This window comes from Xanthomonas prunicola, assembly GCF_025266575.1.
Lineage (GTDB): Bacteria > Pseudomonadota > Gammaproteobacteria > Xanthomonadales > Xanthomonadaceae > Xanthomonas > Xanthomonas prunicola.
This window is the reverse complement of record NZ_CP096142.1, coordinates 2,994,396-3,009,853: the sequence shown is the minus strand read 5'-3', so window position 1 is coordinate 3,009,853 and position 15,458 is coordinate 2,994,396. Positions and strand designations below refer to the sequence as shown.

7 protein-coding genes and 3 pseudogenes are annotated in these 15,458 nt (G+C 61.6%); all 10 read right to left on the bottom strand.

The annotated features are described in order from the left end of the window. Positions 1–162, bottom strand: a pseudogene (locus M0D43_RS12715) (transposase); the annotation flags it as partial. A 112-nt stretch (positions 163–274) separates the two neighbouring features. Beyond that, positions 275–474, bottom strand: a pseudogene (locus M0D43_RS22185) (RHS repeat-associated core domain-containing protein); the annotation flags it as partial. Continuing rightward, positions 467–904 (bottom strand): hypothetical protein, encoded by a 438-nt coding sequence (locus M0D43_RS12705; protein WP_252164899.1) that lies wholly within the window; start codon positions 902–904, stop codon positions 467–469. The pseudogene M0D43_RS22185 and the gene M0D43_RS12705, both read right to left, overlap by 8 nt. Beyond that, positions 904–2,004: pseudogene (locus tag M0D43_RS12700) on the bottom strand (RHS repeat domain-containing protein); the annotation flags it as partial. The gene M0D43_RS12705 and the pseudogene M0D43_RS12700, both read right to left, overlap by 1 nt. Positions 2,005–2,471: 467 nt before the next feature. Next, on the bottom strand, positions 2,472–7,157 hold the full coding sequence (locus tag M0D43_RS12695) for an RHS repeat-associated core domain-containing protein (RefSeq protein WP_252164898.1): 4,686 nt from the start codon (positions 7,155–7,157) through the stop codon (positions 2,472–2,474). Positions 7,158–7,803: 646 nt separating this feature from the next. Then, positions 7,804–9,633: a glucose-6-phosphate dehydrogenase gene (zwf, locus tag M0D43_RS12690; RefSeq protein ID WP_252164897.1), complete on the bottom strand. Its 1,830-nt coding sequence runs from the start codon at positions 9,631–9,633 to the stop codon at positions 7,804–7,806. Further along, positions 9,630–11,429, bottom strand: coding sequence for a glycoside hydrolase family 15 protein (locus M0D43_RS12685; RefSeq protein ID WP_252164896.1), 1,800 nt, complete (start codon positions 11,427–11,429; stop codon positions 9,630–9,632). Before M0D43_RS12685 ends, zwf begins: the two co-directional genes overlap by 4 nt. 63 nt (positions 11,430–11,492) lie before the next feature. Further along, entirely contained in the window at positions 11,493–11,822 is a 330-nt protein-coding gene (locus M0D43_RS12680) for a low molecular weight protein tyrosine phosphatase family protein (RefSeq protein WP_252165054.1), read from the bottom strand. Between the two features lie 26 nt (positions 11,823–11,848). Next, the gene (locus M0D43_RS12675; RefSeq protein WP_252164895.1) at positions 11,849–15,169 is read right to left on the bottom strand and encodes an ankyrin repeat domain-containing protein; all 3,321 of its coding nucleotides are present in this window, start codon (positions 15,167–15,169) and stop codon (positions 11,849–11,851) included. Further along, the gene (locus tag M0D43_RS12670; RefSeq protein ID WP_252164894.1) at positions 15,162–15,422 is read right to left on the bottom strand and encodes a YcgL domain-containing protein; all 261 of its coding nucleotides are present in this window, start codon (positions 15,420–15,422) and stop codon (positions 15,162–15,164) included. Before M0D43_RS12670 ends, M0D43_RS12675 begins: the two co-directional genes overlap by 8 nt. Positions 15,423–15,458 lie beyond the last annotated feature (36 nt).

Sequence of the window (15,458 nt, the reverse complement as noted above, 5' to 3'; positions counted from 1 at the left end):
CTGCACGTCGGAAGCTTCCATGCCGCCGTACTTGGACTTCCAGACGTAGTAAGTCGCATCGGAAATGCCCAACTCACGACAAACATCCTTGACCTGTCTTCCGGCCTCAACCTGCTTCAACGTCGTAACGATCTGGCTCTCGGCGAATTTGCTCTTGCGCATCGGTGGTCTCCTGGGTGGACTAGTGTGCCCGGAGACCTCTAATTATGGCTGGATCAATTCTACGGGAGGCTGACAGACACACCGGCAGATCATCCAGCCAGATGGCTTGTTACTTGGGTGCGCCGTTGGTGTCGTAGTCACCCAGCCAGTGGCCGGCCTCGTCGTAAAGCGTGTAGGTGTTGGTAGTGCCCAGATAGCGGCGTACCTGCTCGCCGTGGCCGTTGTAGCGGTAGTTCATGACTGCGACACCGCTCGCTTGACCTGGGTCATGCGGCCCGGAGTCTCGTACCGGTACTCGCTTGCCTTAGAGCCTGACACCGCTCTTGGTTTTCTTGAAATTAATACTTACAACTAAACCGATCATGCCTCCAACCGTCCAGCCACCAAGAACTATGGCGATCATGAAATGCAAGATAAACCAACTTCCAACTCCGCTACGTTTCATCTCACCTATCAGGGAAGTGTATCCAGATGATGCGATTGAAACAATTAGTATTGCTGCCAACCCACATAAACCACCTATAAAAATCCCGATACCTACCGCCCCTAAGACTGTGCGAGACGTACGGGAAACCAGGTAAGGAATAAAGATCAAAAGAAATGAAAATATTAATTTGTAGTTAAGCGCCATCTCGTTGTTTTTGACTATAAAAGAGACGCTGTAGGGCCACATCAAAGAGAAAAGTAAATACAGCGCGGAAAAAAAGATCCCTACACAAACTAACTTTTGAGGTGATGACATCACTTCCCCCGATCTACACATGACTCAGACCTCTGTTTATTTCGAGCTTCGTTTAGCATATCTGCCAATCGCCCAGGAAAAATCGTATGGCTTACAACCCCACAATATCCTGACATTACGGAGGAGATCGAGGACGCACAAGAAAAACCTCTACTATCGCCGAGCTCTTCGGCTTCCATTTTAAATCTGTTCTCTTGCCTTGCCGTAGTATTAAGAACGATTACTTCAACGCTACTTCCTGTACTCTTTTGGTAATCAACATAACTTCTAAGGCTAGCCCCTCCATCAACACCTTCAAAGACCCCGCCACTACCCCTGGTTTCTCTCATATAAGATCCGGCTGGGTCATATAGAAATGGGGGAGCTCCATTTTCTGAATCTATTAACATGGCAGTGTGCGAGCCGATCCCAAGATCGCGGGTAATGATGACGTATGTTTTTTGACCAAACTTGTCAGAAGCGACCAGGGGTTTTCCTAAGGCGTATTGATAAGTGGAAATTCCGCCATTAAGCCCAATCGGATCACTCTGCCCATACCGGCCTGCCACCGCGTCGTAGTCACGAAAGTAGTTCTGATTGAACCCGCTCGCTACATCAAACCGCTGGCCTGGGAAGCGCATGTCAAACACCATCGCGGTGCCGTCTCCATCCGGGTCCTGATTGGGCGCAGTGTTGCCGAAGGCTTCGCCCTTCAGGCTCCAGCTCCATACGGCAACGTCGCGGGCAGCATCGACGACCACGCGGGGGCTGCCGAGGTGGTCGGGTTCGATGTAGTGCAGTTGACCGCCGTTGGCCAGCAGGCCCACAGGCAGGTCGTCCAGCCAGATCGCTTGCTGCTTGGGTGCGCCGTTGGTGTCGTAGTCGCCCAGCCAGTGGCCCGCCTCGTCATACAGCGTGTAGGTGTTGGTAGTGCCTAGGTAGCGGCGTACCTGCTCGCCACGGCCGTTGTAGCGGTAGTTCATCACAGCAACACCTGCCCGCTTGACCAGAGTCATACGGCCCGTGGTGTCGTATAGGTACTCACGTGCCTTGCCGCCGATGGTGAGGGTGTTGCCCAACTTGTCGTAGGTACGCGCCACGCCTGCGATCGCACTCAGGCGGAGACTGCAAATTTCCAGCCAAGCTATTTATCTCGATTTACAGTAATAAACTCCCTTTCCATCGGAAACCCATTCAACTCCATAGATCCAGTGAGACTTGTAAGAATGCTCAAGCAAAAGCATCATTCTCTTTTTGCAAAATCGATAGCTAATCGAATAAGGTGATTTTGCAGGCACAACCTCTACCCACCCTTTTTTTAATGCGAGGCTCCTAAAATTTGCTAATGGAGGAACCTTCCCGGGACTCAAACGAATATTACTTGAGAGACCGCCGGCAACGCTAACTCGATCAAAAAAATTTATGGGCGTTCCTCCAAAGCTCTGCGCGAACGGGTCGATTTCAGCTTTTAACATACTGATCCCGGGCTTTCCGGACAAATCAGTAGCTTTTGACCTCTCTGAAGACAAATAGATGCCGTATGCTAGACAAGCACAAATGGTAGAAAAAAAGAAATAATTTAGTATTTTCACCATCCCCATCCCCATCCCCAGCCATCGTTGCTGATAACCTCACCTTTTTCACCGCCAAATCCTCCGGTACCACGACCTTTAGTGATAGAAACTCCTGTACCCACTCCGATTTCGGTGGTAGACCCCGCTCCAGGTGAGTAGCTATATGCTCCGCCGAGTGGCCCATACGCTCCAAACCCAGCCAATCCAGGGCCGGTGAAAAGATTATTCAACTGAGCGTCGTTCGGACGCCCTTCACACTCGTTAACCCATCCCATACTTGCTGAAACGCCTGCGGATATCGAATGAGGATATATCTTTGCCAGTCCTTTACTCATATAGACGCGACCATTTCTTCCCCGCGTAAAGGAAAGGGTCCCGGGACCATAATTGAATGATACTTTTACGAAATCGGGCCCCCTGAGGTTTACGCCATCTTCCCAAGAGAGCCTGTGCCCTCCGTTATTAAAAGAACCGACTGACTCTAGGCCCAGTAGGTCAAGCATTTCGTAAGGATTTGCAGAGACGTATGAATAGGTGCTTATGTCAGCCGCTATACCAACCGGATCACTCTGCCCATACCGGCCAGTAGCAGCATCGTAATCCCGGAAGTAGTTCTGATTGAACCCGCTCGCTACATCAAACCGCTGGCCTGGGAAGCGCATGTGAAACACCATCGCGGTGCCGTCTCCATCCGGATCCTGATTGGGTGCGGTGTTGCCGAAGGCTTCGCCCTTCAGGCTCCAGCTCCATACGGCAACGTCGCGGGCGGCATCGACGACCACGCGGGGGCTGCCGAGGTGGTCGGGTTCGATGTAGTGCAGTTGACCGCCGTTGGCCAGCAGGCCCACAGGCAGGTCGTCCAGCCAGATCGCTTGCTGCTTGGGTGCGCCGTTGGTGTCGTAGTCGCCCAGCCAGTGGCCCACCTCGTCATACAGCGTGTAGGTGTTGGTGGTGCCCAGGTAGCGGCGTACCTGCTCGCCACGGCCGTTGTAGCGGTAGTTCATGACCGCAGCGCCTGCGCGTTTGACCTGTGTCATACGGCCGGTGGTGTCGTACAGGTACTCGCGTGCCTTGCCGCCGATGGTGAGGGTGTTGCCCATCTTGTCGTAAGTACGTGCCACGCCTGCCACTGCGCTCAGGCGGTGGTTGGTGGTTGGATAGGTGTAGGCCTGCATGGCGCCGCCGACCTTGGCACTCAGGCGATTACCGGTGGCATCGTAGCTGTAGCCGTCGATCACGGTATTGGCGGCGCCGTCTTTCAGCGCTGTGAGCCGACCGAGGGCGTCGTAGTCCAGTCGTAGCTCTGGTGTCGGATTGCCAGCCGGGGTCAGAGCGGTGAGGTCGCCAACCGCATCGAAGCCGAAGCCGATTTCCAAGCCGCCCGCGCGGGTGTCTTGGATGCTGCGTGGGCGGTAATCAAGATCGTACATACGCGCCAGCTTGCGGCCGTTACCGTAGGTCCAGCCGGAGGATGGGCCGAACGGATAGTAGGTCGCTCCGCTCAGCAGACGCTGGCGGCTACCGCCTTGTGCAGTCACACCAACCTCGGTCGTCTGACCTTGCGCGTTGCGCACGTAGTCCACAGCGGTACCGTCCGGATAGACCATCGACCGCAGGCGACCGCCAGGGGTGTAGTCGTAGCGCACCACCAACACCTTGCCGTTGACCGCCTGCACCTTGCGCACCACCTCGCCGAAGCGGTTGTAGCAGTATTGGGTGGTACCGCTGCCATCCTGGAGCTTGGCCAGACGCCCGACGGTGAACGTCTCACCGCTGGCGCACACGCTCTGCGTGACGTCATAGGTATAGCTGACATTGAAGGCGACGGTTGGGTAGCTGATGCTCAGGACACGGTTGAGCGCGTCGTAGCCATAGGTGGACGTGATGCCGCGTGCATCGGTCTGCGTGGCGCGGTTGCCGGCGCTGTCGTAGGTGTAGGTGGTGACGCCGGTGTCCGGGCTGCTCAGCTTCAGGGTATCGCCGAAGTCGTTATGCGTGTAACGCGTGTCTAGACGCTTGGGGTCCGTGACCTGCAAGGGGCGATCCTGCGTGTCGTAACCCACATTGGTTTCGGCCTTGATGCCATCGACATCCTGCAACGTGCGCGCAAGCCGACCGAGTGGATCGTGCTCTTGCAGGGTGCTACGGCCGAATGCGTCGGTGATCAAGCGTAGGTTGCCATTTGCATCGTAGGCATAGTCGGTGGGATTTGCAGCCGCGTCCGCCTGCGTTTTTAGTTGACCCAATTGATTGTAGATACGGCTCAGGCTGCGCTTGAGCGCACCTTGTGCGTCCTTGGTCTGCTCCTCCAGACGATTGCCAGCGTTATCGAGCACGTAGTGCATCGTATTGCCGAGCGTATCGGTGACATCGGTGAGGCGTTGGGCTTGGTCGTAGACAAATGTCGCGTAGCTGCCATCAGGCTGGGTGATGCGCTTGACCAAGCCGGTGGGCCAATACTCGAAGGTGGTGACGCGATTCTGCGCGGAAGTCGCGCCATGCACCGTGCTCGATGCCAACCAACCACGCGGGTGGTAGCTGTAATCGGTCAGCACCCCGTTTTCGTCAACGGCAGAAAGAACGCGGCCTGCTGCGTCATAGCTCAGATTCTCGCGGATCTGGCCGCGGGCATTGATGGTTTGCTTGAGGTCGCCCTTGCGATACGGGCACGGTCCGGTGCCGGTCTCGCACCCGGCGGCATCGATGGGGTAATAGTTGTAGGTCGTACGGTCGTCGATATCCGTGCGCGGGCCATCGATGGACTTTAGATAGCCCACGACCGGGCAGGTACTACCTACTGCGGCGACATCGGACGCCTCGCAGTAGCTGTAAGCCACCTCGCGCCTCTCGCTGGACGTTGCGCCAGCTATCGACACTTGAATGGGCTGAAGCCGATCGTTACGGGTATAGGAAATGGTGCGCCCGGCGCTTTGGATCGAAAGCACCCGGTTGGAGCCGGCGGTCGTCCGGGTCGTGGTCGCACGTTCTTGCGGAAGTCCAAACGCTTCCTGGACGGTGTGGACATTGATATCCACGCCATTCTCGGTCAGCTCCGAATAGCTATGCTTGGTCTGCACCCCCAGCTTGTCGGTCGCAGCGCTGAGTCTCCTGCGATAGTCGGTCGCCTGATCGTCATAGGCGTAGCTCATCGTGCCGTCGCTTCCTGCCACGGATGCGATCTTCGGAGATTCGCCGCCCGCGGTGGTCATCGTGTAACTAACCCTGTCGCCCAGCGCATCGGTAACCGCGGTGCCGGTGGACGAATACGCGAGCGTGACGCCATCGACGCCGCCAGCATGCTGGCTGGAGATCGCGCGGCTGGCATCGTCATAGGCGAAGGTACTGAAGCGCCGGCCGTCTTCCGTGGTAACGCCGGTCAGGTGCCGGGGAAAGCGCGTGTCCTCGTAGTGATAGGTCCGGCCCTTGCCATCGACATAGGTTACGGTGACCAAGCGCTGGTGATCGTAGCCGTAGCTGGCGAGCTGTACGCCAGCGGAGACGATGCCCGTGATCAGCGCATCGTCGCTGTCGTCGGCGTACACGAGTCCGATGGAGCGGCCCTGTAACGAGGCGATGCTTTGCAGCCGGCCGCGCGCGTTGTAGGCATACACCAGCCCGTTGCCGTCCTCTGCGACGCGCGAGAGCAGCTTGCCCTGGGCGTCGAAGGTGTAGATGGCGTCCTGGCGATACAGTACCCATTGATTGCCATTGGCGATGATGCGCTCGCCGGAGGCATTGGCAGCGCGATAGTCCGAGCCCACTTTGCGGAACGGCACGGCGTAACCGCTACCCTCCACCAGACCCAACGCATCGCCCTGGACTGTCAGATGCAGGCTATGCGAAAAAGTCCAGCCTGGCCCGAACCCTCCAGCGTTCAGTGCAATGCCCGAATGGTAGTAACGCGTCAGGGCAAGCCAGCCCAGATCGAAATCGCGCTCGGCCTGGAATTTCTCGCCGGTCTTGACGTCGCAGGGATTGCCGACCATGCCGGAGTTGCCTCCTTGGTCTCCCTCACACTGCAGTGCTGAGACTTCGATCGTCGCGAAGATCTCCTTGTTCGTGCAGCCTTGGTCGCTGATGCGCCAAGAGGTGTATTGCTTTGGGCAAATGCTGCGCCTACTACGGGTTATCCCATCACCATACCCATATGTACCGCTGCAATCATCATAAAATCCGTTAACTATATAGTTCCTTATTTGCGTCTCCGATCCAATGTCATATTGCGGATATGGGCCATAGCTGTTATCCCCCCACTTATCTCTAGGAACGACCGATGGCGTTCCACATTGAGGAGTCCTTTCTGTAGCTCTCTGAACAAGAAAAGCAAAGGCCTCCTGTTCTGTTGGTATGTTTTTTGTGTTGCCGACGCTGTATACCCAGTCCTCATCGTTGGCTTTCTCGCGCCCCATCCAGTAGGTGATCGACAGCACTCCATTCTCGCCCACTGCCTGCCCTTTTATCTTATCGACGTACTGATAGGCATTCAGCAGATACTGTGGACCAAGAATCGCCTTGATCGCCGCTTCTGCCTGTACCTGCGTATCGTAGATACCATGCGAATTCCCATCCGCATCGCGCACAAGAAATTGCGGTTTCTTTTCTTGAGCAGAGACGAGCGGAGAAACCAAGAAAAGGCAGAGCATCGCCATGAGCAGCGCGAAGCGCGTGGAGCCAGTCTCTTTACGGCACGGAGTGGTCATTGCAAGTCCTTGCAAAAAGTCAATCGATCCAATCGAGTCAAATGCTGCAGACAACAACATACCTTCGGCCACTCATCGGGCTGATCTGATGCGATCAATTTCTCCAACCGCATGCTGGCTGCATGGGCAATGCTCTTCATCATCCCTGAGAGAGGCAGCGCGAAAGACGGGATATACACGTATCGCATACGACAATCCTTGTCAGCACAGGCTGCGATAGTACGTAATGGCCTCAAGGCTGACAAGCGACTTTGTTACTTCCTTGCGACTTCAGACGGGTCAGGCGCTCGGTTGATGCATATGGTGCTTGGCAATATCAAGCGCGCCAGGAGGGGTGTCTGTCACGTCGCGCAGGGCAAATATGCCAGACGCTGTCCGGCCGGGGCCGCCTGCCATTTCAACCACCTCGCCGCCTGCGCGAAATGCTGCCGCGATTCGCCACGGCGATGAGGCGTTGCAAGGCCTGTCGGGACCGGTTATGCGCATGCCGAGCAGATTTTATGGCTGAAAGTCAGGGCTAATCAGGCGTTGCAATGACATGGTGTCAGATAGGTAGAAGACGAGTATCGTGAAGCGGCAAACAGCGCACTTCATCGGAAGCCAGGAAAATGCGTCAACCATTATGACAATGGCTGACGCGTGCGGATCAGCTGCGCGGCTTGCGCGCATTTGCCATTTTGCTGGCTGACTTCTTCACTGCCACCTTGCCGACCGCTGATTTGCTCAAGGTCTTTGCGGCAACTTTTGCAACTTGTTTGCTCGCGCGTTTGACGACTGCCTTTCTGGCGACCTTCCGGCTCGCGGCTGCTGCACCTTCAGTAGATGCGGCAGCCACTGCCGGCGTGCGCCTGGCTGGCGCATTGCTTGCCTTCTTTGCAACTTTCCTGGCGGCTTTCTTCACCGGCGTTGCAGCACCAGCGCGCCCTTCTGGCGCGCGGCGCGGCGGCGGTTTGCGCCCGGGGGTGAGTGCGCGCCAGGCGTGTCCGCCATTCATTGCCAGCAGTGCATCGGCGGCCGAGGGGCCGGCGCTGCCGGCGGCGTAATTGGGGAAGTCGCTCGGCGGTTGTTTCCATGCATCCAGGATCGGCTGCACGATGCGCCACGCGCCTTCCACCATCGCCGCATCCTGGAACAGACCGGCTTCGCCGTTCATGCAGTCCTGCAGCAGGCGTTCGTAGCCCACGGTGTATTCCTTGGGAAACCAGTCGCGGTAGCGGAAATCCATGCGCACCGGCGCCAGTGCCACTTGTGCGCCTGGGCGTTTGACGTCGAACTGCAGCGAGATGCCTTCATCCGGCTGGATATGCAGCACCAGCCAGTCGGGGCCGTAGCCGCCCACTTCGGTGCTGCGGAACGGCGCCAGCGGCGCCGGCTTGAAACGGATCGCGATCTCGGTGGTGCGCTCGCGCAGGCGCTTGCCGGTACGCAAGTAAAACGGCACGCCGGCCCAGCGCCAGGTATCCACCTGCAGCTTCATCGCCACATAGGTTTCGGTTTCCGAATCTTCCGGCACGGTGTCTTCTTCGCGATAGCCCGGTACCGCGCTACGGCTGACCGCACCGGAGGCGTATTGCCCGCGCACCACATCTTCGGGCTTGATCGGGCGTACCGCTTCGATGACTTCGGCGCGACGTCGATGCATCGCCTCGGTGGTGAACGCCGCCGGCGGTTCCATCGCAATCATCGCCAGCAACTGGAACAGATGGTTCGGCACCATGTCGCGCAAGCAACCGGTGGGGTCGTAGAAACGCCCGCGCCCTTCCACGCCGATGGTTTCGGCCGCGGTGATCTGCACATGGTCGATGCGGTCGCGATTCCACACCGGCTCGAACAAGCCGTTGGCGAAGCGGAACGCAAGAATATTCTGCACCGTCTCCTTGCCCAGGAAATGATCGATGCGGAATACCTGATCTTCGTGCAGGACCTTGGCCACAGTGGCATTGAGATGCCTGGCGCTGGGCAGATCGTGGCCGAAAGGTTTTTCAACGATCACCCGGCGCCAGCCTTCACCCTCGCGTTGCTTGACCAGGCCGGCTTCGCCCAGGTTGAGCAACACCGGTTCGAAGAAACGCGCAGCAGTGGCCAGATAGAACAGCACATTGCCCTGGGTGCCGTAGCGCTTGTGCAGTTTCTCCAGCAGGCCACCCAACGCCTGATACGCGCCCAGGTCGGTGAAGTCGCCGCGCAGGTAATGCATGCGCTCGCGCAGCCAATCCCAGGCGCCGGTATCGAATTCGTCGGTCTGGAATTCGGCATCGCGGCTGCTGAGCAGCTGCGTCATCGACTGTCCCATGTTGGTCCTCCATGCGCGCTCGCTGATGTCGCCATGGTCCATGCCGACGATGGCGAATTGCTCGCCCAGCGCGCCAGCGCGGCGCAGGTTGTACAGCGCCGGCATCACCAGGCGCTTGGTCAGATCGCCGCGTGCGCCGAACACCACGATGATGCACGGCGGGGTGGTTGCTTGCTCACTCATGGATGCGTTTCCTTTTCGCCCATACGTCCGTGCAGGCGCAGTGCCGCATTGACCAGGGCCACGTGGGAGTACCCTTGCGGGAAGTTGCCGAGCATACGTTTGCTGCGCGGGTCATATTCTTCGGCGAGCAAACCTACGTCGTTGCATAGCCCGAGCAGACGTTCGAGCAATGCGCGCGCCTCATCGGTGCGGCCGATCAACGCAAAGTTTTCCACCAGCCAGAAACTGCAGGCCAGGAAGGTGCCTTCGCCGGCCGGCAGGCCGTCGGCGCTGTCGTCGGCGCGATAGCGCTCGACCAATCCATCGATGGTCAGATCGCGCGCGATCGCATCGGCGGTAGCGGCAATGCGCGGATCGTCCGGCGGCAGAAACCCCACGATGGGGATCAGCAGCAGCGACGCATCCAGCCGATCCGAGCCATAGCTCTGGACGAAGTGGCCGTCCGGGTGCACGCCTTTTTCCAGCACTTCGGCCTGGATTTCTTCGGCAATGCGGCCCCACCGTGCGCGTTTTTCAGCGTCTGCATTGGTGATGCCGTCACGCGCACCGCAGTCGAACGCCAACCATGCCATTACCTTGGAATGCACGAAGTGGCGGCGCTCGTCGCGGATTTCCCAGATGCCTTCATCAGGTTCGCGCCATAACGTTTCCAGCGTATCCAGGATTTTTTCCAGCAGCGACGCGGACGACCCATCGTCGTCCGACGGCGGGTCCACACCTTTTTCGCGCGCGTAATGAAAGGCGCCGATCAACTCACCATAGACATCGAGCTGAAACTGATCCACCGCGCCGTTACCGATGCGCACCGGGCCGGAGTTTTCATAGCCGGGCAGCCAGGACGCTTCCCATTCCTGCAAGCGGCGTTCGCCGGCGATGCCGTACAGCGCCTGCAATTGATCCGGCGAACCGGCGATGGTGCGTTGAACCCAGTCGCGAAAGGCTGCCGCTTCATCACGATAACCGGCCTGCAGCAACGCAATCAGGGTGAACACCGAATCGCGCAGCCAGCAATAACGATAATCCCAGTTACGCGTGCCGCCCAGATGCTCCGGCAATGAGGCCGTGGGCGCAGCGACGATACCGCCGGTGGGCAGATAACTCAGCCCTTTCAGCACCACCAACGAGCGACGCACCTGCTCGGTCCACGGACCGACATCGGTGCAGCGACGTGCCCAGCCATGCCAGAACGCGGCGGTACGTTGCAGCGCCTGTTCCGCGTCGATTTGCGGTGGCGTGGGCTCATGCGATGCGCCATGACTGAGCAGGAACCAGGTGCTTTCACCGTCGCGCAGCGTGAAGTCCGACTCGGTGCCCATGTCTTCGCCGTGCAGTTCCTGCGGCGAGCGCAACGCGAGTTGGTCGGGGCCGGCAATGGCGCGGATGCCGCCGTCGATGCCGGTGACCCACGGCACGGTGCGGCCATAGTTGAAGCGAAAGGTCAGGCGCATGTGCATCGGCACCTCGCCCTGCACGCAGCGCACGATGCGCACCAGATGCTGGTGGTTGTCGCCTTCGTCGCTGGCGACCATGAAGTCGACCAGCTCCACGGTGCCGGTGTCGGTGGTCATGCGCGTGCACAACACCAGGCTATCGTCTTGGTAGGCGCGTTCGCTGCGAAAGTCGCCGGATGGCGATAATGCCCATTGCCCGTGCTGCTCATCGCCCAGCAAGGATGCGAAAAACGCATCCGAATCGAATCGTGGCAGACACAGCCAGTCGATGGTGCCGCGGTGGTCGACCAGGGCCGCGCTGTGGCAATTGCCCAGCATGGCGTGGTCCTCGATACGCACGCTCATCGTAGGGGCGCTTCCTTCCAACGAAAGAACCCGCAGTTTTGCATGCACGGTGTCGGGATCAGGTTAGGACTGCGCTGGCAAACCGAGCAGCGCTGGCACCGTGTGTTCCAGCCGACGGATCAGTGCCGGATCCATGTACGCGTAGTCGTCGGGAATCTGCAGACAGATCACCCGGCAATGCCGCAGGTGCGCAGCGAAGCGTTTACGCAGCAGCTGCAGGTGACGACGTTCCATCACCAGCACCACCTGCGCCTCTTGCAGCACTTCCGGGGTGACCTGCACTTCGGCGTCTGCGGCCAACCCCGCCGATTGCGCCTGCACACCGGGCCAGTCGGCGAACACGCGCTCGGCGGTGGGGCTGCGCAGGCGGTTGCGGCTGCACACGAACAACACCCGCAACGGTTGCCCGCCGCGCTGGCTCAGCGGCCTTCGCGCAGGAAGCGCGCCATTGAGGAGACGCCCGGTAGCGCCGGTTCGAACTGGCCGGCCACATCGATGAAACCGCGCATGATGGCGATCTCACGCGGGGTGCGGTTGAGCGCATCGCGGCGGTCGGCATCGGCGCCGGCCCGCAGCAGGCGCTGCACCAGCAGCGGCAGGCCGTGCAGTGCGGCCAGATGCAGCGGGCCGAAGCCGCGCTGGTCGGCCACGTCCAGCGACACATCTTCGTCGAGCAGACGTTCGACCCCGGCCAGCACCACTTGCTCGTCGCAGGCGGTGCCCGGTTCGGCACGTGCGCCCAGCAACAGCAGTAACGGGCTGACCCGGCCACCAGCCAGGCATTCCGCGTCGGCGCCAGCCAGCAGCAAGGTGTCCAGCAGAGCCAACAGGCGGTTCTTGTCGCGCGCAGTGAAGCCGTACAACGCGGCGCAATGCAGCGGCGCCAGCCCCTGATTGTCGGTGGCGTGCACGTCGGCTGCGGCGGTGAGCAGGCGCGCCACGATGTCCGGCAGGCCCAGCGCGCAGGCCAGCATCAGTACGGTCACGCCGCCCGGCAGGCGGTGTTCGATCTGCGCGCCGGCGTGCAGCAATGCAACCACGATCTCGGTCTGGCGCATGCTCACGGCCGCCGACAACGGCGTGGCGCCGCTGTTGGCGGCACGCTGCGGATCGGCGCCGCGGCCGAGCAGATGCGTGACCACGCCAAGGTGGCCACCACCAGCGGCACGCAGCAGCGCGGTGCAGCCCTGGGCGTCGACGGCGTCCACCGGCAGGCCGAGGTCGATCAGGCGACGCACTGCATCGGTATCGCCGGTCATTGCGGCGGCCGGCACATCTGCTTCGCGCAGCGTGCGACGCGGCAGCGACCAGATGCGCCAGTCCAGCCAGTCGGCCAGATCGCGGCGGCCGATCGACAGCGCCACGCCCAGCGGGGTCTGCCCGTCGGCGGCGCGCGCTTCCGGCGAGGCGCCCTGTTTGACCAGCAGTTTCAGCGAGGCGTCGCGGCCGAGTGCGGTGGCCAAATGCAGGGCGGTCATGCCGTGACTGTCGCGCGCTTCGCGGTCCACGCCATGTTCCAGCAACCAGTGCTGCAGACGCAGCCAGCCCAGCCGCACGGCCAGCGACAACGGCGGGTCGCCGGCTGCCGACGGGGCGAACGGGTCGGCGCCGCGTTCGAGCAATTCCAGCGCGAACTGTTCCAGTCCGCGCGATGCCGCATCGTGCTGCACGCAGGCGCTCAGCAGCCGGGTCAGGCCACCGGCACCTGCTGGCGAGACGCCATGGCGCAGCAACGCCTGCAGCGCCGGCACAGCCTCCACGCCGCGCGAGAGCAGCGCGAACATCGGCACATCGCCGCAGGCATCGCGCACTTCGGCATCGGCACCGTGACGCAGGAGCCAGTCGACCGCCTCGGCGTTCAAGGCCAGATGCGCATCGTGCAGCAGGCCGCCAAGTTCTTCCGGGGCACACAGCCGCGCCAGCGCAACCAGGCCATCGCGCTGCCCGAACTGCAAGCCTTCGCGCAGCAATACCAGCGGCGGGCGATCGGGAAGGACGGCAACGCCAGGCGTATCGCCCTGCGCGTCGCTGACCGCGGCCGGCAACGGGTACGCGGGATCGAGCAGTTGCACGATTGCCCAACGTCCGGCTTCGGCGGCCACATCCACTGCGCGTCGACCTTGCGCATCGACGCTATCGGCAGGCACCTGCAAATCCAGCAGGCGGCGAATCAGCGCCGGCGACACGTTGTCGGCGGCGCAGGCAAGCATCAATGCGTTGCGGCCATCGCCATCGATGGCCAGCACATCGGCCTTGCGCGCGACCAGGCGTTCGAGCACCGCGCTGCGCGCCTGCCGCGCGGCATCCAGCCACGGCGTGCGGCCGAGCAGATCGCGCGCTTCCAGATTGGCGCCGGCCGACAACAGCGCCTCGACGATGTCGCCGTGGCCGGCCAGTGCAGCTTCGTGCAAGGCACTGCGGCGCTGGCGGTCGCGGGCATCCACGCGCGCCTTGTGCTTGAGCAGCAATTGCACCCCGGCCGGGTCGTCTTCTTCGGTGCCAGCCGCGGCCAGCAGCACCGGGGCGCCGCCCTCGGGCTCGGAATGCGCGCCGCGTTCCAGCAGGAATTTGGCCAGCCGCCAGTTGCCGACCTGGCAGGCCATCGCCAGCGGCGAGTGACCTTCATTGTTAAGCGCGTCGAGCTCTGCGGCAGCGTCACGCAACAGCGCGGCCACGCCCGGGTCGGAACTGCGCACGGCGTGATGCAGGGGGGTGTTGCCGTCGTTGTCGGTGGAACGCGGGTCGGCGCCGTTGGCCAGCAAGGTCATCACCGCATCCGGGCGGCCGTGCCAGCTGTCGCGGGTCGCGGCCAGCAGCGGGGTCATGCCGCGGTGCGGTTGGTTGACGTCGACGCGCCGCACGATCAACTCGCGCAGCAGGCGCAGATCCGGCAGCACCGCCGCCAACGCCGGCAGGCTGCGTTGATCGCGCCATTCCGGCAGCGGCAGCGCCTGCGGGTCGGCACCGGCCTCGAGCAATTGCAGCGCGCGGTCGACCCGGCCACTGCGCGCGGCTTCAAAGAGTTCGGGCACCAGCTGATGCTGGGCCACCGGCTCCAGCGGGCGCGGTTCGGCGGCGGCTTCGGAGAAGAAATCGGCGGCCTGGCGTGCCGGCGGCGCATCGCTGCGCATCGGCGCGGCGGTGCGTTGCAGCAGCAGGTGGGCCGCCGGCAGCAGCACAGCGGCGGCAACCGCCAGCGCCCAGCGTAGGCCAGCAGACAACCAGCCCGGCCAGGCCAGCACCACGGCCAGGGTGCACATCGCCAGCACCAGTGCGGCTGCCAGCAGGCCGCGCCAGGCATGCAATTCTTGCGTCGCCAACGCATGCCAGCGCGGCGCCAGCGCACCACCGTCGCGTTCCACCTCGCCCCACAACGGCCAGGTGCGCCACAACCCGAGCAAGGCGGCGCTGACTGCCACGCTCAACGCCAGCGCGGCTGCCAGGCTGCCGCTGTCGCGCAAAGCGGTCAGCGGCCAGCTGATCAGTGCGGCCAGGGCCAACAGGCCCACGCCCCACATCGCCAGTAACGGCGGCAGCGCTTGCGCGATGGCGCGCGGTTGGCTCGGCACTGGGCGCGTGCCACGCGCCCACGACACCGCCAGCGCCAAGGCCGGCTGCGCCAGCCACAGGCTCAGCGCAGCAACCACACCGCCAACGCCACCGAGCAGGCACAACACCACGCCGGCCGCGCCGGCCAGCGCTGCGGCGCGCATCCGTGCGCCACGCGCAGGCTCAGTCATAGTCGCACTCGCCTGCCAGCACGAGCGTTTTCGGCAATTGCAGATAGAACCCGTGCTTGCCCAGCGCCTCGCGCACCGTCGCTACGTCGGCCTGGGCCAGCCGGCGCTCGGGCGTCAACGCCACCTCCAGCACGAACGTAAACGGCGCCAGCTGCGCTTGCACGACAGCAGGAAGACCGGAGAAATCGTCACGCGTGGCCAGATAGACGAAGGTGTCCTGCTTGCGTTGGCTTTTATAGACGTATGCGTGCATGCGCGCGTGGTCGCGCTCGAAAGAGAGGTGTGTCGC